This is a genomic window from Frigoribacterium sp. CFBP 8754 (assembly GCF_014841815.1).
Lineage (GTDB): Bacteria > Actinomycetota > Actinomycetes > Actinomycetales > Microbacteriaceae > Frigoribacterium > Frigoribacterium endophyticum.
Map to the genome: position 1 here is coordinate 25,724 of NZ_JACYUO010000005.1, position 20,837 is coordinate 46,560.

33 protein-coding genes are annotated in these 20,837 nt (G+C 68.1%); 1 reads left to right on the forward strand and 32 read right to left on the reverse strand.

What is annotated here, in order from left to right; all coding sequences use genetic code 11:
* Positions 1 to 33: 33 nt before the first annotated feature.
* The 5 genes from IFT72_RS13005 to infA form a co-directional block, all read right to left on the reverse strand.
* Positions 34 to 1,026, reverse strand: coding sequence for a DNA-directed RNA polymerase subunit alpha (locus IFT72_RS13005; protein WP_055799947.1), 993 nt, complete (start codon positions 1,024 to 1,026; stop codon positions 34 to 36).
* A gap of 189 nt (positions 1,027 to 1,215) precedes the next feature.
* Positions 1,216 to 1,614, reverse strand: a complete 399-nt coding sequence (gene rpsK / locus IFT72_RS13010; protein ID WP_055799944.1) for a 30S ribosomal protein S11 — start codon at positions 1,612 to 1,614, stop codon at positions 1,216 to 1,218.
* A 45-nt stretch (positions 1,615 to 1,659) separates the two neighbouring features.
* Positions 1,660 to 2,034 carry a 30S ribosomal protein S13 gene (rpsM, locus tag IFT72_RS13015; protein ID WP_056057338.1) on the reverse strand — a complete coding sequence of 125 codons (375 nt, stop codon included), beginning with the start codon at positions 2,032 to 2,034 and terminating at the stop codon, positions 1,660 to 1,662.
* A gap of 193 nt (positions 2,035 to 2,227) precedes the next feature.
* Positions 2,228 to 2,344: a 50S ribosomal protein L36 gene (gene rpmJ, locus IFT72_RS13020; protein WP_043593327.1), complete on the reverse strand. Its 117-nt coding sequence runs from the start codon at positions 2,342 to 2,344 to the stop codon at positions 2,228 to 2,230.
* Positions 2,345 to 2,412: 68 nt separating this feature from the next.
* Positions 2,413 to 2,634 carry a translation initiation factor IF-1 gene (gene infA, locus IFT72_RS13025; protein ID WP_055965022.1) on the reverse strand — a complete coding sequence of 74 codons (222 nt, stop codon included), beginning with the start codon at positions 2,632 to 2,634 and terminating at the stop codon, positions 2,413 to 2,415.
* A 179-nt stretch (positions 2,635 to 2,813) separates the two neighbouring features.
* Here infA and IFT72_RS13030 point away from each other — a divergent pair, with 179 nt between their 5' ends.
* Positions 2,814 to 4,088, forward strand: a complete 1,275-nt coding sequence (locus IFT72_RS13030) for an LCP family protein (RefSeq protein ID WP_192046712.1) — start codon at positions 2,814 to 2,816, stop codon at positions 4,086 to 4,088.
* A gap of 72 nt (positions 4,089 to 4,160) precedes the next feature.
* Here the strand turns inward: IFT72_RS13030 and map are convergent, their stop codons facing one another.
* The 27 genes from map to tuf form a co-directional block, all read right to left on the reverse strand.
* Positions 4,161 to 4,994: a type I methionyl aminopeptidase gene (gene map / locus IFT72_RS13035; protein WP_192046713.1), complete on the reverse strand. Its 834-nt coding sequence runs from the start codon at positions 4,992 to 4,994 to the stop codon at positions 4,161 to 4,163.
* Between the two features lie 4 nt (positions 4,995 to 4,998).
* Complete coding sequence (locus IFT72_RS13040; protein WP_192046714.1) at positions 4,999 to 5,619, reverse strand: adenylate kinase; 621 nt, start codon at positions 5,617 to 5,619, stop codon at positions 4,999 to 5,001.
* On the reverse strand, positions 5,616 to 6,938 hold the full coding sequence (secY, locus tag IFT72_RS13045; RefSeq protein WP_056057350.1) for a preprotein translocase subunit SecY: 1,323 nt from the start codon (positions 6,936 to 6,938) through the stop codon (positions 5,616 to 5,618). The genes IFT72_RS13040 and secY overlap by 4 nt, the downstream gene beginning before the upstream one ends.
* A 69-nt stretch (positions 6,939 to 7,007) precedes the next feature.
* On the reverse strand, positions 7,008 to 7,634 hold the full coding sequence (gene rplO / locus IFT72_RS13050) for a 50S ribosomal protein L15 (protein ID WP_082514609.1): 627 nt from the start codon (positions 7,632 to 7,634) through the stop codon (positions 7,008 to 7,010).
* Positions 7,634 to 7,816: a 50S ribosomal protein L30 gene (rpmD, locus tag IFT72_RS13055; protein WP_082514610.1), complete on the reverse strand. Its 183-nt coding sequence runs from the start codon at positions 7,814 to 7,816 to the stop codon at positions 7,634 to 7,636. The genes rplO and rpmD overlap by 1 nt, the downstream gene beginning before the upstream one ends.
* Positions 7,816 to 8,574: a 30S ribosomal protein S5 gene (gene rpsE / locus IFT72_RS13060; RefSeq protein WP_056057353.1), complete on the reverse strand. Its 759-nt coding sequence runs from the start codon at positions 8,572 to 8,574 to the stop codon at positions 7,816 to 7,818. The genes rpmD and rpsE overlap by 1 nt, the downstream gene beginning before the upstream one ends.
* Positions 8,571 to 8,942 carry a 50S ribosomal protein L18 gene (rplR, locus tag IFT72_RS13065; RefSeq protein ID WP_056057355.1) on the reverse strand — a complete coding sequence of 124 codons (372 nt, stop codon included), beginning with the start codon at positions 8,940 to 8,942 and terminating at the stop codon, positions 8,571 to 8,573. Before rplR ends, rpsE begins: the two co-directional genes overlap by 4 nt.
* Before the next feature lie 2 nt (positions 8,943 to 8,944).
* Positions 8,945 to 9,481: a 50S ribosomal protein L6 gene (rplF, locus tag IFT72_RS13070; RefSeq protein WP_167260392.1), complete on the reverse strand. Its 537-nt coding sequence runs from the start codon at positions 9,479 to 9,481 to the stop codon at positions 8,945 to 8,947.
* Between the two features lie 6 nt (positions 9,482 to 9,487).
* Positions 9,488 to 9,886: a 30S ribosomal protein S8 gene (gene rpsH, locus IFT72_RS13075; protein WP_056057362.1), complete on the reverse strand. Its 399-nt coding sequence runs from the start codon at positions 9,884 to 9,886 to the stop codon at positions 9,488 to 9,490.
* A 141-nt stretch (positions 9,887 to 10,027) separates the two neighbouring features.
* Positions 10,028 to 10,615 (reverse strand): 50S ribosomal protein L5, encoded by a 588-nt coding sequence (rplE, locus tag IFT72_RS13080; RefSeq protein ID WP_056057365.1) that lies wholly within the window; start codon positions 10,613 to 10,615, stop codon positions 10,028 to 10,030.
* Positions 10,615 to 10,974, reverse strand: a complete 360-nt coding sequence (rplX, locus tag IFT72_RS13085) for a 50S ribosomal protein L24 (RefSeq protein WP_056057368.1) — start codon at positions 10,972 to 10,974, stop codon at positions 10,615 to 10,617. Before rplX ends, rplE begins: the two co-directional genes overlap by 1 nt.
* 3 nt (positions 10,975 to 10,977) lie before the next feature.
* The gene (gene rplN, locus IFT72_RS13090; RefSeq protein WP_056057371.1) at positions 10,978 to 11,346 is read right to left on the reverse strand and encodes a 50S ribosomal protein L14; all 369 of its coding nucleotides are present in this window, start codon (positions 11,344 to 11,346) and stop codon (positions 10,978 to 10,980) included.
* 34 nt (positions 11,347 to 11,380) lie between these two features.
* Positions 11,381 to 11,677 carry a 30S ribosomal protein S17 gene (gene rpsQ / locus IFT72_RS13095; RefSeq protein WP_056057373.1) on the reverse strand — a complete coding sequence of 99 codons (297 nt, stop codon included), beginning with the start codon at positions 11,675 to 11,677 and terminating at the stop codon, positions 11,381 to 11,383.
* A complete protein-coding gene (gene rpmC / locus IFT72_RS13100) occupies positions 11,677 to 12,000 on the reverse strand; it encodes a 50S ribosomal protein L29 (RefSeq protein WP_056057376.1) in 324 nt (107 codons plus the stop codon). Before rpmC ends, rpsQ begins: the two co-directional genes overlap by 1 nt.
* Positions 12,000 to 12,419 carry a 50S ribosomal protein L16 gene (gene rplP, locus IFT72_RS13105; RefSeq protein WP_056057379.1) on the reverse strand — a complete coding sequence of 140 codons (420 nt, stop codon included), beginning with the start codon at positions 12,417 to 12,419 and terminating at the stop codon, positions 12,000 to 12,002. Before rplP ends, rpmC begins: the two co-directional genes overlap by 1 nt.
* A 2-nt stretch (positions 12,420 to 12,421) precedes the next feature.
* The gene (gene rpsC / locus IFT72_RS13110; protein ID WP_056057382.1) at positions 12,422 to 13,201 is read right to left on the reverse strand and encodes a 30S ribosomal protein S3; all 780 of its coding nucleotides are present in this window, start codon (positions 13,199 to 13,201) and stop codon (positions 12,422 to 12,424) included.
* On the reverse strand, positions 13,201 to 13,593 hold the full coding sequence (rplV, locus tag IFT72_RS13115; RefSeq protein WP_055799894.1) for a 50S ribosomal protein L22: 393 nt from the start codon (positions 13,591 to 13,593) through the stop codon (positions 13,201 to 13,203). The genes rpsC and rplV overlap by 1 nt, the downstream gene beginning before the upstream one ends.
* 24 nt (positions 13,594 to 13,617) lie before the next feature.
* Complete coding sequence (rpsS, locus tag IFT72_RS13120; RefSeq protein WP_056057385.1) at positions 13,618 to 13,899, reverse strand: 30S ribosomal protein S19; 282 nt, start codon at positions 13,897 to 13,899, stop codon at positions 13,618 to 13,620.
* 12 nt (positions 13,900 to 13,911) lie between these two features.
* Positions 13,912 to 14,751 (reverse strand): 50S ribosomal protein L2, encoded by an 840-nt coding sequence (rplB, locus tag IFT72_RS13125; protein WP_056057388.1) that lies wholly within the window; start codon positions 14,749 to 14,751, stop codon positions 13,912 to 13,914.
* A gap of 19 nt (positions 14,752 to 14,770) precedes the next feature.
* On the reverse strand, positions 14,771 to 15,070 hold the full coding sequence (gene rplW, locus IFT72_RS13130; RefSeq protein WP_056057391.1) for a 50S ribosomal protein L23: 300 nt from the start codon (positions 15,068 to 15,070) through the stop codon (positions 14,771 to 14,773).
* On the reverse strand, positions 15,067 to 15,732 hold the full coding sequence (gene rplD, locus IFT72_RS13135; RefSeq protein WP_056057395.1) for a 50S ribosomal protein L4: 666 nt from the start codon (positions 15,730 to 15,732) through the stop codon (positions 15,067 to 15,069). The genes rplW and rplD overlap by 4 nt, the downstream gene beginning before the upstream one ends.
* A 3-nt stretch (positions 15,733 to 15,735) precedes the next feature.
* Entirely contained in the window at positions 15,736 to 16,392 is a 657-nt protein-coding gene (gene rplC / locus IFT72_RS13140) for a 50S ribosomal protein L3 (protein ID WP_056057397.1), read from the reverse strand.
* A 9-nt stretch (positions 16,393 to 16,401) separates the two neighbouring features.
* Complete coding sequence (gene rpsJ / locus IFT72_RS13145; RefSeq protein WP_043593369.1) at positions 16,402 to 16,710, reverse strand: 30S ribosomal protein S10; 309 nt, start codon at positions 16,708 to 16,710, stop codon at positions 16,402 to 16,404.
* Positions 16,711 to 17,187: 477 nt separating this feature from the next.
* Positions 17,188 to 18,024, reverse strand: a complete 837-nt coding sequence (locus IFT72_RS13150) for a DarT ssDNA thymidine ADP-ribosyltransferase family protein (RefSeq protein WP_185233880.1) — start codon at positions 18,022 to 18,024, stop codon at positions 17,188 to 17,190.
* A gap of 78 nt (positions 18,025 to 18,102) precedes the next feature.
* Positions 18,103 to 19,077 carry a DNA topoisomerase IB gene (locus IFT72_RS13155; RefSeq protein ID WP_192046715.1) on the reverse strand — a complete coding sequence of 325 codons (975 nt, stop codon included), beginning with the start codon at positions 19,075 to 19,077 and terminating at the stop codon, positions 18,103 to 18,105.
* 107 nt (positions 19,078 to 19,184) lie between these two features.
* A complete protein-coding gene (locus IFT72_RS13160) occupies positions 19,185 to 19,397 on the reverse strand; it encodes an Rv0909 family putative TA system antitoxin (protein WP_056057403.1) in 213 nt (70 codons plus the stop codon).
* Positions 19,398 to 19,537: 140 nt separating this feature from the next.
* Complete coding sequence (gene tuf / locus IFT72_RS13165; protein WP_056057406.1) at positions 19,538 to 20,731, reverse strand: elongation factor Tu; 1,194 nt, start codon at positions 20,729 to 20,731, stop codon at positions 19,538 to 19,540.
* Positions 20,732 to 20,837 lie beyond the last annotated feature (106 nt).

Sequence of the window (20,837 nt, forward strand, 5' to 3'; positions counted from 1 at the left end):
GTCGAAGATGATCAGGGCGGGGACGGACGAGACCTAGTTGGTCTCTTCCTCGTCGTAGCCGCTGTAGAAGTGGGCTCCGTCGAACCCGGGGACCGTGTCCTTGAGCGAGAGACCGAGCTCCACGAGCTTGTCCTTCACCTCGTCGACCGACTTCTGACCGAAGTTGCGGATGTTCATGAGCTGCGTCTCCGAGAGGGCGACGAGCTCGGACACCGTGTTGATGCCCTCGCGCTTGAGGCAGTTGTAGCTGCGCACGGAGAGGTCGAGGTCCTCGATCGGCGTCTGGAGCTCGCTGGAGAGGACGGCGTCGACCGGCGCGGGGCCGATCTCGATGCCCTCGGCGGCGGTGTTGAGCTCACGGGCCAGGCCGAACAGCTCGGTCAGCGTGCGACCGGCCGACGCGATGGCGTCGCGGGGCGAGATCGCGGGCTTGGTCTCGACGTCGACCACGAGGCGGTCGAAGTCGGTGCGCTCACCGGCACGGGTGGCCTCGACGCGGTACGTCACCTTGAGGACGGGCGAGTAGATCGAGTCGATCGGGATCTGACCGGCCTCGCTGAACTCCGAGCGGTTCTGCACGGCCGACACGTAGCCGCGGCCACGCTCGATCGTGAGCTCGAGCTCGAACTTCGCCTTGTCGTTGAGCGTCGCGATCACGAGCTCGGGGTTGTGGATCTCCACGCCGGCGGGGGCCGAGATGTCGGCCGCCGTGACCTGACCGGCACCCTGCTTGCGCAGGTACGCCGTGATGGGCTCGTCGTGCTCGCTCGAGACGACGAGCTGCTTGATGTTCAGGATGACCTCGGTGACGTCTTCCTTGACACCGGGGACCGTCGTGAACTCGTGCAGCACACCGTCGATGCGGATGCTGGTGACAGCGGCTCCGGGGATCGACGAGAGCAGGGTGCGACGCAGCGAGTTGCCGAGGGTGTAGCCGAAGCCGGGCTCGAGGGGCTCGATGACGAACCGCGAGCGGAACTCCGAGATGTTCTCCTCGGTGAGGGTGGGGCGCTGTGCAATGAGCACTGGTGGATTCCTTTCGGCGAAGAGTCCGCTATATGACTCTTGGCGGTACGACAGGTGGCTGGCCCGTCGGGTCTGTTGAGTTGTGGGGGCTCCCGGCGAGGGAGCCGGAGGCGCGGTGAACGCGGGTGAGCCCGTCGCGCCTCCGGGCCCTGCGGACAGGGCGGGGAGGCGCGACGGGCATCGACTCAGTTAGACGCGACGACGCTTCGGCGGGCGGCAGCCGTTGTGCGCCTGGGGGGTGACGTCGTTGATCGACCCGACCTCCAGGCCGGCGGCCTGGAGCGAGCGGATCGCCGTCTCGCGGCCGGAACCCGGCCCCTTGACGAAGACGTCGACCTTCTTGACGCCGTGCTCCTGCGCCTGGCGGGCGGCCGACTCGGCGGCCAGCTGCGCGGCGAAGGGCGTCGACTTGCGCGAGCCCTTGAAGCCGACGGCTCCTGAGGAGGCCCAGCTCAGCACGGCACCCGAGGGGTCCGTGATCGACACGATCGTGTTGTTGAACGTGCTCTTGATGTGGGCCTGGCCCACGGCGACGTTCTTCTTCTCTTTGCGGCGGGGCTTACGCGCGGCCGACTTCGGTGCTGCCAATTTTTTCTCCTACAACCTAGAGGCGAGTACGGCGGGAGCCGGGGCCTAGCGAGCCTTCTTCTTGCCGGCGACGGTGCGCTTCGGGCCCTTGCGGGTACGAGCGTTCGTCTTGGTGCGCTGGCCGCGCACAGGCAGGCCGCGGCGGTGGCGGATGCCCTCGTAGCTGCCGATCTCGACCTTGCGGCGGATGTCGGCGGCGACCTCGCGACGGAGGTCGCCCTCTACCTTGAAGTTGCCCTCGATGTGGTCGCGGAGAAGGACGAGCTGGTCGTCCGTGAGGTCCTTGACGCGGATGTTGCCGTCGATCTCGGTCTCGGCGAGAGTCTTGAGCGCGCGGGTGCGGCCGACTCCGTAGATGTAGGTCAGTGCGACTTCCACGCGCTTGTCGCGCGGGATGTCAACGCCTGCTAGACGTGCCATGGTGGCTTCTCCTCAGAGAGTGGTGGAGGTCTGTCACAGCGCCGGTGCCCGGGCCTCCGCCCCGGGGTGTCCCCCGCGCCTCCTGCCTGGCTGCTGCCGGCGGTGCGGGTTCTGGTGCTGCTCTGTCTTGTGGTGCTGTGGAGCCCTCGAGGGACTCCGGCCTCTGTCCGACCGCACGGGGCGGCCGGTCAGATCAACCCTGGCGCTGCTTGTGGCGCGGGTTGCTCTTGCAGATGACCATGACGTTGCCCTTGCGGCGGATCACCTTGCAGTGCTCGCAGATGGGCTTGACGCTGGGGTTGACCTTCATCGTTGTTTCCTTGATCTCGCTGGCTTCGTGCCCCACGGGTGCGTGGGGCCGTTCCTTTCCAGCACGCCCTACTTGTAGCGGTAGACGATCCGGCCGCGGGTCAGGTCGTAGGGGCTGAGTTCGACGATCACCCGGTCTTCGGGGAGGATGCGGATGTAGTGCTGACGCATCTTGCCGGAGATGTGGGCGAGAACTTTGTGCCCGTTACTGAGCTCAACGCGGAACATCGCGTTGGGCAGAGCTTCGACCACTGCGCCTTCGATTTCGATGACACCGTCTTTTTTGGCCATAGCCTCACTGTCGCTAAGAATTGGGAGTGTTGGTCGTGCGGGGATGCGGTGCCGCAGGCACAGAAGTGACCTGGGAACACCAAAGATCGATCCTAGGTCCTCCCGCTACACTTCAGCAACCCGCCCGTCGACCCGACACGCCGAGTCGAGGGTGATGACGCCGACCCGTGGAGCCCACGATGCCCTCTCTCCGCCGCTCGCCCCGCACCCGGGGCGTCGCCCGCCACGGGCGCCTCCGACGACGTCGCCCCGTCGGTTCCCTCCTGACCGGCCTCGCGGCGGCGCTGGCCGTCCTGCTCGTCAGCGGCGCCTCCCTGTCGGCCATCGCCGCCCGGCAGCTGACGTCGTCGGTGACCTCGGTGGCCCTCGGCAACGAGACCTCGGTCCCGGAGGAGGGCATCGGCGCGATGCCCGGGGGCGCGAACGTGCTGCTCATCGGCAGCGACCAGCGCGACCCGGGCAGCGCCGTGGACGCCGGCGTCGTCGACGGGGTCCGGAACGACGTCAACATCCTCGTCCACCTGTCCGAGGACCACAGCCAGCTCACCGCCGTCAGCTTCCCCCGCGACCTCATGATCGACCGGCCGGCCTGCACGGGCGACGACGGCACCGCCCACCCCGCCGCGTCGTACCAGCAGTTCAACTCGCTGTACGAGCTGGGCGGGGTCAGCTGCACCGTCGCCGCCGTGGAGGGCCTGACCGGCCTCAGCGTCTACTACGCGGGCATGATCACCTTCGACGGCGTCATCGAGATGTCGAACGCCCTCGGCGGCGTCGACGTCTGCGTGACGCAGCGCATCCGCGACACCGACACGGGGCTCGACCTCTCGGCCGGCACCCACTCCCTCCAGGGCAAGGACGCCCTGGAGTTCCTGCGCACCCGGCACGGCGTGGGCGACGGCAGCGACCTGGCCCGCATCAGCTCCCAGCAGGTCTTCCTCTCGTCGATGATGCGCAAGATCATCTCCGGCGGCACCCTCGGCAGCCCGACGACGCTCTACAAGCTCGCCTCGGCCGCCCTCGGCAACATGACCCTCTCGACCTCGCTCAGCAGCCCGGACACCCTCGTCTCGCTGGCGTTGGCGCTGAAGGACCTCACGCCGGCCGACATCGTCTTCGTCCAGTACCCCGTCGTCGACGACCCCGACCAGGCAGGGCGGGTCGTCCCCTCCGAGGCGGACGCGGCGACTCTGGAGGCCGCCCTCCAGGCCGATCAGTCGTTCACCCTGGGCGACGACGCGGCCGGGCGCGGGTCCACCGTCGACGAGTCCGTGCCCGCACCGGAGGCCGCGGCTCCCCCGGCGGAGACGTCCGCCCCCGAGGCCGGGGCGACCGCCCCGGCCACCGAGGGCGCACCGACCGCGACGACACCGGCCACCACGACGCTCCCGTCCACCATCACGGGCCAGACGGCCGCCGAGTCGACCTGCTCGGTCGGGTCGTCGCGAGGCTGACGCCGACACGGCGACGCCCCCTCGAGCCGAGGCTCGTGGGGGCGTCGCAGGCCGGTGCCGAGGAGGCGCGGGTCAGGCGATCGGGACGGGCACGACCCCGAGGGGCGCCAGCTGAGCTGCTCCCCCGTCGTGTGCGGTGAGCACCCAGATCCCGCCCTCGTGCACGGCGACCGAGTGCTCCCAGTGCGCCGCGGAGCTGCCGTCCACGGTGGTGACGGTCCAGTCGTCGTCCTCGGTGACGGTGTCGATGCCGCCGAGGGTGATCATGGGCTCGATGGCCACGACCAGACCCGGCTTGACCGCCGGGCCGCGCCCCTTGACGCGGTAGTTGAAGACCGGCGGGTCCTCGTGCATGGAGCGCCCGATGCCGTGGCCGACGTAGTCCTCGATGATCCCGAAGCTGCCGCGCGACTCCACGTACTCCTCGACGGCGTCGCCGACCTCGTTGAGGTGACGAGCCGACGCCAGGGCAGCGATGCCGTGCCAGAGGGCGTGCTCGGTGACGTCGGACAGCAGCCGTCGCTCGGCGACGAGCTCGGGGCGGCTCGGGTCGTCGAGCACGAAGGAGCGTGCGCTGTCGCCGTTCCAGCCGTCGACCTCCGCCCCGCTGTCGACGGAGACCAGGTCGCCGGGCTCGAGGGCGCGGTTGCCGGGGATGCCGTGCACGACCTCGGCGTTCACCGAGGTGCACACCGTGTTGCGGTAGCCCGGCACGAGCATGAAGTTCGGCACGCCGCCGCCGTCACGGATGGTGCGCTCGGCGATCGCGTCGAGCTCGCCGGTGGTGATGCCGGGTCGCAGCGCGGCAGCGACCGCGTCGAGCGATCGCGCCGTCAGCACGCCGGGCGCCGCCATGGCGCGCAGTTCGTCCCGGGTCTTGTAGATGCCCGGCTTGCGGAAGGCCACCCGGCTAGGAGGCGGCGGCCGTCGAGCGGAAGCCGCGCTCGCCCAGGGCGGCGTCGATGCGCTCCGCGACCTGCTCGATGGTGCCGAGGCCGTCGACCTCGACGACCAGGCCCCGCGACCGGTAGCTCTCCAGCAGAGGAGCGGTCTCGCGCAGGTAGACGTCCTGGCGGTGCCGGATGGCGTCCTCCGTGTCGTCCGAACGCCCCTGGTCGAGGGCCCGCTTGCGCAGCCGCTCGACGATCTCGTCGCGGTCGGCCACCAGCAGGATCACGGCCTCGAGCGCCTGCCCCTTGGCGGACAGGTAGTCGTCGAGGAACCCGACCTGCTGCAGCGTGCGGGGGTAGCCGTCGAGCAGGAAGCCCTGCGCCGCGTCGCTCTGGTCGAGCCGGTCGGAGACGAGCTCGTTCGTGAGGCTGTCGGGCACGTAGTCGCCGGCGTCCATGATCGTCTTGACCTTGACGCCCAGCTCGGTCTCGTCACGGACGTTGGCACGGAAGATGTCGCCGGTCGAGATCGCCGGCACCCCGAGGGTCTCCGCGATCTGCGTCGCCTGCGTGCCCTTGCCGGCGCCGGGAGGGCCGACGATCAGGAGGCGCGGGCTGGGCCCGGTCTCGCCCCCCGTCACTTGAGGAGCCCCTCGTAGTGACGCTGCTGCAGCTGCGAGTCGATCTGCTTGACCGTCTCGAGACCGACTCCGACGATGATCAGGATGCTCGCGCCTCCGAACGGGAAGTTCTGGTTGGCGCCGACCGTGGCCAGGGCGATCAGCGGGATGAGCGCGATGATGCCGAGGTAGAGCGAGCCCGGCAGGGTCACGCGCGTCAGGACGTAGTCGAGGTACTCGGCCGTCGGGCGCCCGGCCCGGATGCCGGGGATGAACCCGCCGTACTTCTTCATGTTGTCGGCGACCTCTTCGGGGTTGAAGGTGATCGCGACGTAGAAGTACGTGAAGCCGACGATGAGGGCGAAGTACAGCGCCATGTAGAGCGGGTTGTCGCCGGAGGTGAGGTTCGCCTGGACCCACGCCACCCACGCCGGGGGCGCGGTGCCGTCGGAGGGCTGGTTGAACTGGGCGACGAGCGCGGGCAGGTACAGCAGCGACGAGGCGAAGATGACGGGCACGACGCCGGCCATGTTGACCTTGATCGGGATGTACGTGTTGTTGCCGCCGTACGTGCGCCGCCCGACCATGCGCTTGGCGTACTGCACGGGGATCCGCCGCTGGGACTGCTCGACGAACACGACCGCGGCCATGATCACGAGCCCGACGGCGATCACCATGAGGAAGATCTCGAAGCTGCGCGCCTGCGCGATGCTCCAGAGGGCGGTGGGGAAGCGGGCCGCGATCGAGGTGAAGATCAGGAGCGACATGCCGTTGCCGATGCCGCGCTCGGTGATGAGCTCGCCCATCCACATGATGAGGCCGGTGCCGGCGGTCATGGTGATGACCATGAGCATGACGGCGTACCAGGCGTCGTTGGTGATGAGCTGCTGGCACTCGGCAGCGCCGGAGCCGGCGAACAGCGCACCGGAGCGGGCCACGGTGATCAGGGTCGTCGACTGGAGGATGCCCAGCGCGATCGTGAGGTACCGGGTGTACTGCGTCAGCTTCGCCTGGCCCGACTGGCCCTCCTTGTAGAGGGTGTCGAAGTGGGGGATGACGACGCGGAGCAGCTGCACGATGATCGACGACGTGATGTAGGGCATGATGCCCAGCGCGAAGACCGAGAGCTGCAGCAGGGCGCCGCCGCTGAAGAGGTTGACGAGCTCGTAGAGGCCCGAGGTGCCCTGGTTGCCGGCGAGGCACAGCTGCACGTTCTGGTAGTCCACGAACGGCGAGGGGATGAACGACCCCAGCCGGAAGAGCGCGATGATGCCGAGAGTGAACCCGATCTTTCGGCGAAGGTCGGGCGTGCGCATGATGCGCGCGACAGCTCTGAACATGTGGGGCCTCCCGGCATGAAGGATAGACGACTGAAAGGGGTGGCCCTGTCGGACCACCCCCTCAGGTGATTACTTGGAGACGGTCCCGCCGGCGGCGACGATCTTCTCTTCGGCAGAGCCGGAGACCTTGTCGACCGCCACGGTGAGAGCGACGCTCAGGTCGCCCTGTCCGAGGACCTTGACCTTCTCGTTCTTGCGGACGGCACCCTTGGCGACCAGGTCGCCGACGGTGACCTCACCGCCCTGCGGGTACAGCTCGCCGAGCTTCTCGAGGTTGACCACCTGGTACTCGACGCGGAACGGGTTCTTGAACCCGCGCAGCTTCGGAGTGCGCATGTGGAGCGGCATCTGACCGCCCTCGAAGCCGACCTTGACCTGGTACCGGGCCTTCTGGCCCTTGGTGCCACGTCCGGCCGTCTTGCCCTTCGAGCCCTCACCGCGACCCACGCGGGTCTTGGCCGTCTTGGCACCGGGAGCCGGACGGAGGTGGTGGACCTTGAGGACCTGCGGGCGGGCGACGTCCGCCGACTGACCGGCCGAGGCCGACTTCGTCGAGGTCGTCGTCGAGGCGGCGGCCGAGGAGGCCGTCGACTTCTTGGTCGTCGCCTTGGGGGCGGCGGCCTTGGTGGTGGTCGCCTTGGCGGCGGCCTTCTTCGGAGCGGCCTTCTCGGCGGCGCCGTTCTTCTCGTCAGCCATTAGTCAATCTCCTCGACCTTCACGAGGTGGGCGACCGTGTTGACGTAGCCGCGGTTCTGCTTGGTGTCCTCGCGCACGACCGACTGGCCGATGCGCTTGAGGCCCAGGCTCCGCAGCGTGTCACGCTGGTTCTGCTTCTCGCTGATTACGGACTTGATCTGGGTCACCTTGAGCTGGGCCATCAGGCACCTGCCTTCTCGGTCGCAGCGGCCTTGGCCGCCTGCTCGGCGCGGGCCATGAAGGCCGGCATCACGGCGTCGATGTCGAGGCCGCGGCGAGCGGCGACGGCACGGGGCTCCTCGAGCTGCTTGAGGGCCTCGACGGTCGCGTGGACGATGTTGATGGTGTTCGACGAGCCGAGCGACTTGCTCAGGACGTCGTGGACACCGGCGCACTCGAGCACGGCGCGGACGGGACCACCGGCGATGACTCCGGTACCGGCCGAGGCCGGACGCAGCATGACGACGCCGGCAGCGGCCTCACCCTGGACGGGGTGCGGGATCGTGTTGCCGATGCGGGGGACGCGGAAGAAGTTCTTCTTCGCCTCCTCGACGCCCTTGCTGATGGCCGTGGGGACCTCGCGGGCCTTGCCGTAGCCGACGCCGACGAGTCCGTTGCCGTCACCGACCACGACGAGCGCGGTGAAGCTGAAGCGACGACCGCCCTTGACGACCTTCGACACGCGGTTGATCGTGACGACGCGCTCCAGGAACTGGCTCTTGTCGTCACGGTCGCCACGGCCACGGCCACCGGCGTTGCGGTCTCCGCGACCCTGGCCGCCACGACGGTCGGTGCGACCGCCCTCGCGGTTGTTGGACTCCGAGCCGGCAGCCGTCTCGACGGGGCGCTCGACGACGGCCTCGGCCGGAGCCTTGACCGTCTCGGTCGCCGCGACCGCGTCGGTCTCTGCGGGGGGAGTGGTGTTCGTAGCGTCGCTCACAGGTTCAAACCAGCCTCTCGGGCGCCTTCGGCGATGGCCGCGACGCGTCCGGCGTACTTGTTGCCGCCGCGATCGAACACGACGGCCTCGATGCCCGCGGCCTTGGCGCGCTCGGCGACGAGCTCGCCGACCTTGCGGGACTTCGCGGTCTTGTCACCGTCGAAGGTGCGCATGTCGGCCTCGAGGGTCGATGCGCTGGCGACGGTGAAGCCCTTGCTGTCGTCGACGACCTGCACGAACACGTGCCGGGCCGAACGGGTGACGACGAGACGGGGGCGCTCTTCGGTGCCCACGACCTTCTTGCGCAGGCGGGTGTGACGGCGCTTGGTGGCGGCCGACTTGCTCTTTCCTCGTGTACCGAGACCCATGATTACTTACCTGACTTTCCGGCCTTGCGGCGGACGACCTCGCCGGCGTAGCGAACGCCCTTGCCCTTGTAGGGCTCGGGCTTGCGCAGCTTGCGGATGTTGGCAGCGACTTCGCCGACTGCCTGCTTGTCGATGCCGACGACGGTGAGCTTGTTGTTGCCCTCGACCGTGAAGCTGATGCCCGCGGGCGGCTCGACGGTGATCGGGTGCGAGTAGCCGAGAGCGAACTCGACGTTGGAGCCCTTGGCCTGCACGCGGTAACCGGTGCCGACGACCTCGAGGCCCTTGGTGTAGCCCTGGGTCACGCCGATGATCTGGTTGGCGATGAGGGTACGGGTCAGGCCGTGGAGCGACCGCGACTCACGCTCGTCGTCGGGACGCGTCACGACGACGGTGCCCTCCTCGAGCGCAGCTTCGATGGGGCTCTTGACGACGAGCGACAGCTCGCCCTTGGGGCCCTTGACGGTGACGGCCTGGCCGTCGATCTTCACGTCGACCCCGGCAGGGATCGAGATGGGGAGTCTTCCGATTCGAGACATGACGAATTACCACACGTAGGCGATGACTTCTCCGCCCACGCCCTTCTTCTCGGCCTCACGGTCGGTCAGCAGACCGGAGGAAGTCGACAGGATCGCGACGCCGAGGCCGCCGAAGACCTGCGGGATCTCGGTGGACTTCGCGTAGACGCGGAGGCCCGGCTTCGAGACGCGCTTGATGCCCTTGATCGAGCGCTGGCGCTCGGGGCCGTACTTGAGGTCGATCGTGAGGGTCTGGCCGACGCGAGCGTCTTCGACCTTCCACGAGTCGATGAAGCCCTCACGCTGGAGGATCTCCGCGATGTGGGACTTGAGCTTGCTGCTGGGGAGCGACACGGTCTCGTGGAACGCCGAGTTCGCGTTGCGCAGTCTGGTCAGCAGGTCTGCGACCGGATCTGTCATCGTCATGCGGTGTACTTCTTCCTCATCGGGTTTCGCCATCCGGTACACCGGGTGTCGACCTTGATGATCGGGTGGTCGTGGAGCGGTTCTCCACGACCTCAGGGGAACGGTCGGCAACTCCGGTGAGGAGTTGCCGACCGAACGATCTTAGTTGGCCTGGTCGGCCGTGCGGAACGGGAAGCCGAGAGCCTTGAGCAGAGCCCGGCCCTCGTCGTCGTTCTTCGCGGTGGTGACGACGGTGATGTCGAAGCCGCGGACACGGTCGATGCGGTCCTGGTCGATCTCGTGGAACATGCTCTGCTCGTTGAGACCGAACGTGTAGTTGCCGTTGCCGTCGAACTGACGGTCGCTCAGACCGCGGAAGTCGCGGATGCGGGGCAGCGCGAGCGACAGCAGGCGGTCCAGGAACTCCCAGGCACGGTCGCCGCGCAGCGTGACGTGCGCGCCGATCGGCTGGCCCTCGCGCAGCTTGAACTGCGCGATGGACTTGCGGGCCTTGGTGACCTGGGGCTTCTGGCCGGTGATCGCCGTGAGGTCCTTGATGGCCCCGTCGATGATCTTGCTGTCGCGGGCGGCCTCGCCGACACCGGTGTTCACGACGATCTTGACCAGGCCGGGGACCTGGTGGACGTTCGTGAAGCCGAAGTCGCTCTTCAGCTGCGGCAGGATCTCCGCGCGGTACTTCGCCTTGAGGCGCGGCAGCGCCGCAGGCGTGGTGGTGGTGGTGTCAGTCATCAGAGGTTCTCTCCCGACGCCTTGGCGTAACGGACGCGGACGGTCTTGGTGACGCCGCCCTTGGTGACCGTCTCTTCACGGAAGCCCACGCGGGTCGGCTTCTTGGTCTTGGGGTCGACGAGCGCGACGTTCGACACGTGGATCGGGGCCTCGAAGGTCTCGATGCCGCCGGTCTTGGTGCCGCGCTGCGTCTGGCCGACGCGGACGTGCTTCGTGACGAAGTTCACGCCCTCGACGACGACGCGGTTGCGCTCCACGAGCACCTCGAGGACCTTGCCCTGCTTGCCGCGGTCTCCGCCGCGGGCCTGCGAGGCTCCGCTGATGACCTGCACGAGGTCACCCTTCTTGATGTTTGCCATGACTTAGATAACCTCCGGCGCCAGCGAGATGATCTTCATGAACTTCTTGTCGCGAAGCTCGCGACCGACCGGCCCGAAGATGCGGGTACCACGGGGGTCCCCGTCGGCCTTCAGGATCACTGCGGCGTTCTCGTCGAACTTGATGTAGGAGCCGTCCGGACGACGGACCTCCTTCTTGGTGCGGACGATGACCGCCTTGACGACGTCGCCCTTCTTCACGTTGCCACCGGGGATGGCGTCCTTCACCGTGGCGACGATGACGTCGCCGAGGCCGGCGTAGCGACGGCCGGAGCCACCGAGCACGCGGATGGTGAGGATCTCCTTGGCACCGGTGTTGTCGGCGACCTTGAGGCGGGATTCCTGCTGGATCACTTCTGTCTCCTTCTGCTCAAGCAGGCCGCGAGGCCTACTTGGCCCTCTCGAGGATCTCGACCAGGCGCCAGCGCTTGGAGGCGCTGAGCGGACGGGTCTCGTTGATCACGACGAGGTCGCCGACGCCGGCCGCGTTGGCCTCGTCGTGGACCTTGACCTTGGAGGTGCGGCGGATGACCTTGCCGTACAGGGGGTGCTTCACGCGGTCCTCGACCTCGACGACGATGGTCTTGTCCATCTTGTCGCTGGTCACGTAGCCACGACGGGTCTTGCGGTAACCGCGGACCTCGACAGCTGCCGAGTCGACCTCGGTCTTGTTCTCGGTAGCCATTACTTCTCCTCGGCGGTCTCGGCGACGGGCGCCTCGTCGGCGGCGGCAGCCTTCTTGGTCGACTTCTTGGTCGCCTTGGGGGCGGCCTCGACCGGGGCGGGGGTGGCACGGATGCCGAGCTCGCGCTCACGCAGGACCGTGTAGATGCGAGCGATGTCGCGCTTCACGGCACGCAGGCGGCCGTGGCTCTCGAGCTGACCGGTGGCCGACTGGAAGCGCAGGTTGAACAGCTCTTCCTTGGCCTTCTTCAGCTCATCGACGAGACGCTCGTCTTCAAAAGTGTCGAGCTCGACAGGACGGAGCTCCTTGGAACCGATCGCCATTATGCGTCGCCCTCCTCGCGCTTGATGATGCGTGCCTTGAGGGGCAGCTTGTGGATTGCACGAGTGAGCGCCTCCTTGGCGACCTCCTCGCTGACGCCGCTGAGCTCGAAGAGCACGCGACCCGGCTTGACGTTCGCGACCCACCACTCGGGCGAGCCCTTGCCGGAACCCATGCGGGTCTCGGCGGGCTTCTTCGTGAGCGGACGGTCGGGGTAGATGTTGATCCACACCTTGCCGCCACGCTTGATGTGACGCGTCATGGCGATACGAGCGGACTCGATCTGACGGTTGGTCACGTAAGCGGGCGTGAGGGCCTGGATGCCGTACTCACCGAAGCTGACCTTGGTGCCACCAGTGGCCTGGCCGCTACGGCCGGGGTGGTGCTGCTTGCGGTGCTTGACACGACGGGGGATAAGCATGGTTACGCCTCAGCTCCTGTGGTGGCGGGTGCCTTCTGCTCGCGGGGAGCGCGGTCGCCCCCGCCGCGGCGGGCGCCGTCACGGTCGTTGCGGCGCTCGGGGCGAGACGACTTCTGGTTCGCCTGCTCGCGCGCGAGCTCCTTGTTGGTGATGTCGCCCTTGTAGATCCAGACCTTCACACCGATGCGACCGAAGGTCGTCTTGGCCTCGTAGAAGCCGTAGTCGATGTTGGCGCGGAGCGTGTGCAGGGGCACGCGGCCCTCGCGGTAGAACTCCGAGCGGCTCATCTCGGCGCCGCCGAGGCGACCCGAGACCTGGATCCGGACGCCCTTGGCGCCGGCACGCTGGGCGCCCTGGAGGCCCTTGCGCATGGCACGACGGAACGCCACGCGAGCAGCGAGCTGCTCGGCGATGCCCTGGGCCACGAGCTGAGCCTCGGCCTCGGGGTTCTTGACCTCGAGGATGTTCAGCTGGATCTGCTTGCCGGTGAGCTTCTCGAGGTCGCCGCGGATGCGCTCGGCCTCGGCGCCACGACGACCGATCACGATGCCCGGACGGGCGGTGTGGATGTCGACGCGGACGCGGTCACGGGTGCGCTCGATCTCGATCTTGGCCACACCGGCGCGGTCGAGCGAGGTCTTGAGCAGGGTGCGGATCTTGATGTCCTCCGCGACGTAGTCGCTGTAACGCTGACCCGCCTTGGTGCTGTCGGTGAACCACCGCGACACGTGGTCGGTGGTGATGCCCAGACGGAAGCCGTACGGGTTGACCTTCTGGCCCATTACTTGCTCGCCTTCTTCGTAGCGTCTGCTGCCTCGACCTCATCCGGCGTCGCGAGGACGATCGTGATGTGGCTCGTGCGCTTCAGGATCTGGAAGGCACGACCCTGGGCACGCGGCTGGAACCGCTTGAGGGTTGCGCCCTGGTCGACGAATGCACGGCTCACGTAGAGGTCCTGCTCGTCGAGGTAGCTGTTGTCCTTGTCCGCCTTCACACGGGCGTTGGCCATGGCCGACGCGACGAGCTTGTAGACGGGCTCGCTCGCGCCCTGCGGCGCGAACTTCAGGATGGCCAGGGCCTCGAGGGCCTGCTTGCCGCGGATCAGGTTGACGACGCGACGGGCCTTCATGGGGGTGACGCGGATGTGACGCACGCGTGCGATCGACTCCACCATTTCTCTCCTCCTTACGTCGCCGCGTTAGCGGCGACGACCCTTCTTGTCGTCCTTCACGTGACCACGGAAGGTACGGGTGGGCGCGAACTCGCCGAGCTTGTGGCCGATCATGCTCTCGGTCACGAACACGGGGATGTGCTTGCGACCGTCGTGCACCGCGATGGTGTGGCCGAGCATGTTCGGGACGATCATCGACCGGCGGGACCAGGTCTTGATGACGTTCTTGGTGCTGGCCTCGTTCTGCGTGACGACCTTGCGAAGCAGGTGGTCATCGACGAAGGGGCCCTTCTTAAGACTGCGTGGCATCTTCTACAACTCCTACTTACGCTTCTTGCCAGCGTTACGACGGCGGACGATGAGCTTGTCGCTCTCCTTGTTGATGTGGCGGGTGCGGCCCTCTTTCTGGCCCCACGGGCTGACCGGGTGGCGACCACCGGAGGTCTTGCCCTCACCACCACCGTGCGGGTGGTCGACCGGGTTCATGGCGACACCACGGACGGTCGGGCGGACGCCCTTCCAGCGCATGCGGCCGGCCTTGCCCCAGTTGATGTTCGACTGCTCGGCGTTGCCGACCTCGCCGATGGTGGCGCGGCAGCGGGCGTCGACGTTGCGGACCTCGCCCGACGGCAGGCGGAGCTGCGCGTAGGGGCCGTCCTTGGCGACGAGACGCACCGAGGCGCCGGCCGAGCGGGCCATCTTCGCGCCGCCGCCGGGCTTGAGCTCGATGGCGTGGATGACGGTACCGACCGGGATGTTCTTGAGCGGCAGGTTGTTGCCGGGCTTGATGTCGGCGCCGGGGCCCGACTCGACGATGTCGCCCTGCGACAGCTTGTTCGGAGCGATGATGTACCGCTTCGTGCCGTCGACGAAGTGCAGGAGCGCGATGCGCGCCGTGCGGTTGGGGTCGTACTCGATGTGAGCGACCTTGGCGTTGATGCCGTCCTTGTCGTTACGACGGAAGTCGATCACGCGGTACTGGCGCTTGTGGCCACCACCGATGTGACGCGTCGTGATGCGGCCGGCGTTGTTGCGGCCACCGCTCTTGGACAGGGGACGCAGCAGCGACTTCTCGGGCGTGGAACGCGTGATCTCCGCGAAGTCGGAGACCGACGAACCGCGACGACCAGGAGTCGTGGGCTTGTAGTTACGAATAGCCATTTTGTCTTCCCTCCGGGCCCTAGCCGACAGCCGTGAAGATGTCGATGGTGCCCGACTTGAGCGTCACGATGGCGCGCTTGGTGTCCTTGCGCTTGCCGGTGCCGAAGCGCGTGCGGCGGGTCTTGCCGACACGGTTCAGCGTGTTGATGCTGTCGACCTTGACGTTGAAGATCTTCTCGATGGCGAGCTTGATCTCGGTCTTGTTCGATCGCGGGTCCACCGTGAAGGTGTACTTGCCCTGGTCGATCAGGGAGTAGCTCTTCTCGGAGACGACGGGCGCGATGATGACGTCGCGAGGGTCCTTGCCGTAGCCGCTCATGCGGTGGCCTCCTTCTGGCGCTTCGAGGCGACGAAGCCGTCGAAGGCGCTCTTCGTGAAGACGATGTCGTCGCTGACGAGCACGTCGTAGGCGTTGAGCTGGTCGTACGTGATCACGTGGACCGTGGGCACGTTGCGGACGCTCTTGCGGGTCAGCAGGTCGTCGCGGTCGATGACGACCAGGACGTGCTTGCTCGACGCGATGGTCGAGAGCAGGTCGAGGGCGACCTTGGTGGAGATCGTGTCGGCGACGAAGCTCTCGACGACGTGCACGCGGGCGCCGCGGGCACGGTCGGACAGAGCACCGAGGAGGGCCGCGGCGATCATCTTCTTGGGGGTGCGCTGCGCGTAGTCGCGCGGCTGCGGACCGTGGACGACGCCACCGCCGGTCATCTGGGGAGCGCGGATCGAGCCCTGACGAGCGCGACCGGTCCCCTTCTGCTTGAACGGCTTGCGGCCGGCGCCGGAGACCTCGCCGCGACGCTTGGTCTTGTGCGTGCCCTGACGAGCGGCGGCCTGCTGGGCGACGACGACCTGGTGGATGAGCGGGACGTTGGTGACGACGTCGAACAGCTCGGCGGGGAGCTCGACCGTGGTGCCGGTCGAGGCGCCCTTGGCGTCGATGACGTCGACCGTGGTGGCCGATGCGGTAGTGGTGGCCATGAGCTACTTCCCCTTCACGGCGGTGCGGACGAAGACGATGCGGCCACGAGCACCGGGGACGGCGCCCTTGACGAGCAGCAGACCCTTCTCGGCGTCGACGGCGTGCACCGTGAGGTTGAGGATGGTGACGCGCTCTCCACCCATGCGACCGGCCATGCGCATGCCCTTGAAGACACGGCTGGGGGTCGACGAAGCACCGATCGAACCGGGCTTGCGGTGGTTGCGGTGGGCACCGTGCGAGGCGCTGACGCCCTTGAAGTTGTGACGCTTCATGACACCGGCGAAGCCCTTGCCCTTGGAGGTGCCGACGACGTCGACCTTCTGGCCGGCCTCGAAGGTGTCGACCGTGATCTCCTGGCCGAGCGCGTACTCGGCGGCGTCGGCGGTGCGGACCTCGGTGAGGTGGCGGCGGGGCGTGACGCCCGCGGCGTCGAAGTGGCCCGTGGAGGGCTTGTTCGACTTGCGGGGGTCGATCTGGCCGGCGGCGATCTGGACGGCGCTGTAGCCGTCCTTCTCGAGCGAGCGGATCTGGGTCACGACGTTGGGAGCGATCTCCACGACGGTGACGGGGACGAGCTTGTTGTTCTCGTCCCAGACCTGGGTCATGCCGAGCTTCTTGCCGAGCAGGCCCTTGACGTTCTTGGTGGCGCTGACAGTCATGGTCGCCCCCTACAGCTTGATCTCGATGTTGACGTCGGCCGGGAGGTCGAGGCGCATGAGCGAGTCGACGGCCTTGGGGGTCGGGTCGACGATGTCGATCAGACGCTTGTGGGTGCGCTTCTCGAAGTGCTCGCGCGAGTCCTTGTACTTGTGGGGCGAACGGATCACGACGACCACGTTCTTCTCCGTCGGCAGCGGCACGGGGCCGACCACGGTGGCGCCCGCGCGGGTGACCGTGTCGACGATCTTGCGCGCGGAGGTGTCGATGACCTCGTGGTCGTACGACTTGAGTCGGATGCGGATCTTCTGTCCCGCCATGTGTGGCTCTCTCTCGTTCGGACGTCGCGCACCTCGGGGGCCGCCTGACGCTGTTTGCTGGGCAAACATCTGGCACGACGTGTCTCTCGCGTACCGCTGTTCTCGTGTGAAGCCATCTCGGACACCAGCGAGCCGTGGCTCGAGCGTGTCGGTGGCACGAGGGTGGCCCGGGGAGGGCAATCTTCGCTGTCACCGCCGCGCAGAGCTGTACCCGAGGGCCAGCGCGCTGGAGATTCCGTTGTGAGATGTGTCCTGCTACCCGCGGCCCAGGCGACGAACGCCTGTGCACTGCCTGGCAGTGATCCGGGGCTCGGCGCTCGGCCGACCCGGAATGTTGAACTAGACGATTTTGCCACACGCGTGCATTTGCTGCAACCCGGGCGTGTCGCGGATCCGGGCGACCCCGGCGAGGGGGCCGTGACGCACGGGAGGCGCGGTGCGAGTGGTCTCGCACCGCGCCTCCTCGAGGGCCGGTCGTCAGGCCGTCGCGACCTCCGCCGGGCGGAACCACGGCGGGTACACGGCCACGCGCGGCGCGTGGTCGGACGAGTCGGCGAAGAGCTGCTTGACGCGATCGCGCATCTTGTCGTTCGGGACGCCGACGAGCGTCACGGCCTCGAGCTGCACTCCCCCGGGCACCAGCACCTCGGGCTCGAGCAGGTCGGGGTCGGCGAGCGAGAAGCGGCGGACCATCGAGGCCGCGTCGTCGAGGCCCACGGCCTGACGGACGCCCTGGACGGCGGCGTCGCCCTCCGTGACCACGAACCCGTCGTCGAGCGACGAGACCGGCACGACCAGCATGACGAAGTCGGTGGCCTTGGCGGCGCGTGCGGCGTCCGACCACTCGTAGCCGTCGGCGCCCGAGCGCAGGACGTCCCACGCGGAGGCGTGGGGCGACAGCGAGAACGGGACGTGCTCGGCGAGGACGGCACCGGAGGCGCTGGTCACCGAGGCGCGGAGCGCGCGGGTCGCCTCCGAGCTCACGTCGAGCTCGGGCTCCGCCGCGGCGCCGGGGCGGAGGGCACCGGCCGCGATGATGCCGGGCAGGTTGCTCACGTGGGTCCAGTGGTAGACGCGCTGCTGCGCGAAGACCGGGACGGGGGCCGCGGCCGACTGCGCGGCGACGGCGACGGCCGCGGAGTCGCGGGCCAGCGCCGGCGTGCTGCGCAGCGACTCGGGCTTGCGCGACGCGGCGCGGCGCTTGGTGGTGAGGGTCCGGACCTCACCGTCGGCATCGAGCAGGGGCTCGCGCTTGCGGGGGGCGCAGATGTCGCAGAGCTCCCTCTCGAACCCGTGGATGCACTCGTCAGTCACTGCAGTAGTTCCTCTCGGGCGTCCGACTCGATCGGACGCAACCCTCTACGGTACGTCATGAGCCTGCGTGGCCGCGACTCAGCGATAGAGCAACGAGCGCACCTCGGACTCCGCCGAGCCCAGGCGGCGCGGGTCGATCGTCTCGCCGTGCTCGTACGCGTCGACGAGACGCGGGTCGACGTACGACTTCCGCGCGATGCTCGGGGTGTTCCCCAGGACGTCCGACGCGTCGCGCATAGCCTGCGCGAGCGCCCGGCGGCGCCGACCGACCGTGGGCTGCGGTCCGCTCCGGGCGAGGCTCACGGCGGCCGCGACCGTGCCGTGCAGGGTGCGGAAGTCCTTGGCGGTGAAGTCGTCGCCGGCCCGCAGCTTCACGTACTCGTTGATCTCCGACGCGTGCAGGGGCCGCCAGGGGCTCCCGGCCTCCGGTCGCCAGGCCAGGAGGCGTGAGCGGCCGCCCCGGGTCTTGAGGCTGCGCACGACCGCAGCGAGGTCGGGGTCACGGATCTCGCTGTCCCACTCCTGGCCGCTCTTGCCGGGGAAGGAGAGCGCGACCACGTCACCGGACACCTTCGCGTGCGAGCAGAGCAGGGTCGAGAGCCCGTGGCTGCCGTGCTCCTCCGCGTAGCGCTCCGAGCCGACCCGCAGCGAGCCGGTGTCGAGCATGCGGAACGCCGCCCCGAGGGCGCGGTCGCGGACGGGCTCGTCGAGGCGCAGGTCCATCGTGACGAACCTGCGGGCGGTGGGCAGCGACTCCGCGAGGGAGAGGGCGCGGTCGAACTTGATCCGGTCCTTCTGCTCACGCCAGGTCGGGTGGTAGATGTACTGGCGCCGGCCGGCGGCGTCCTTGCCCGTGGCCTGCACGTGCCCGTTGGGGTACGGCGCGATCCAGACCTCCGTCCACGCGGGCGGGATCCCGAGGTGGTCAAGCCGCTCCCGTACGACCGGGTCGGTGATGGTCGACCCGTCGGCGTCGCGGTAGCTGAAGCCCGTGCCCGAGCGGTGACGCGAGATGCCGGGATGGGCCTGATCGGTGCGTCGGAGGCGCGGCATCGGTCGAGTGAACACCGTCCGGTCGAACGGTGGCCGGGTCGCCGGGGTACAACGACGGCCCCCGTGCCCCTCGAGGGCTCCGGGGGCCGGCGACGGGGCCGTGGGCCCTACTCGTTGCCGATCTTCTTGTCGGCGGCGCTCTTGGCCTGCTGGATCTTGTCGGAGTGCTTGCCCCCGGTGGCCTTGTCGGCAGCGCCGGCGACGGCGTCGAGGATGCGGTCGCTGACGCCCTCCGCCTTCTCGCTCTTCAGGGCGTCCTGCACCTTGCCGTCGTTGAGGAACGACTGTGCCTTGCGGGTGATGTCGTCGAAACCGGCCATGACGTCTCTCCTGTCTGCGCCGGCGCTTCCGGCGGCACCCCATGGTGACACGCCGGACCCTGGTGACACGAGAGAGGGGGCCGGGCCCTCTCGGGCCCGACCCCCTCTCAGGAGATCAGCAGTGCTGGAGTGACCAGTACTTACTTGGCGATCTTGGTGACGGTGCCGGCACCGACCGTGCGGCCACCCTCGCGGATGGCGAAGCGCAGGCCCTCTTCCATGGCGATGGGCTGGATCAGCTGGACGGTGATCTCAGTCGTGTCGCCGGGCATGACCATCTCGGTGCCCTCGGGCAGCGTGATGACACCCGTGACGTCGGTGGTGCGGAAGTAGAACTGCGGGCGGTAGTTCGCGTAGAACGGGTTGTGACGCCCACCCTCGTCCTTGGAGAGGATGTAGACGTTCGCCTCGAACTCGGTGTGGGGCGTGATCGAGCCGGGCTTGACCACGACCTGGCCGCGCTCGACGTCCTCGCGCTTGGTGCCGCGGAGGAGCAGGCCGACGTTCTCACCGGCGCGCGCGTCCTCGAGGGTCTTGCGGAACATCTCGATGGCGGTGACGGTCGTCTTCGACGACTTCTCCTTGATGCCGACGATCTCGACCTCGTCGTTCGGCTTCAGGATGCCGCGCTCGACACGACCGGTGATGACGGTTCCACGACCGGTGATCGTGAAGACGTCCTCGACGGGCATGAGGAAGGGCTGGTCGGTCGCGCGGACCGGCTCGGGCACGTTCTCGTCGACCTGGTCCATCAGGTCGGCGACCGTGGCGGCCCACTTCTCGTCGCCCTCGAGGGCCTTGAGAGCGGAGACCTGGACGACGGGGGCGTTGTCGCCGTCGAAGTCCTGGCTCGAGAGGAGCTCGCGCACCTCGATCTCGACGAGCTCGAGGATCTCCTCGTCGTCGACCATGTCGGACTTGTTCAGCGCCACGACGATGTAGGGAACGCCGACCTGGCGGGCGAGCAGGACGTGCTCACGCGTCTGGGGCATCGGGCCGTCGGTGGCGGCGACCACGAGGATCGCGCCGTCCATCTGAGCCGCACCGGTGATCATGTTCTTGATGTAGTCGGCGTGGCCGGGAGCGTCGACGTGAGCGTAGTGACGCTTCTCCGTCTGGTACTCGACGTGCGAGATGTTGATCGTGATGCCGCGCTGCTTCTCTTCGGGCGCGTTGTCGATCTGGTCGAAGGCCGACGCCTCGTTGAGGGTCGGGTACTTGTCGTGCAGGACCTTGGTGATCGCCGCGGTGAGCGTGGTCTTGCCGTGGTCGACGTGACCGATGGTTCCGATGTTGACGTGCGGCTTGGTCCGCTCGAACTTGGCCTTAGCCACTGTGGGTCCTCCTCAGGACTCGGTTGCAGTGGGGCCGGGGGCCGGGTCGATGACCCGGCCTACCGGACACTGCGGATTGGTGTGTGTACATGTTACGCGGTCGAGG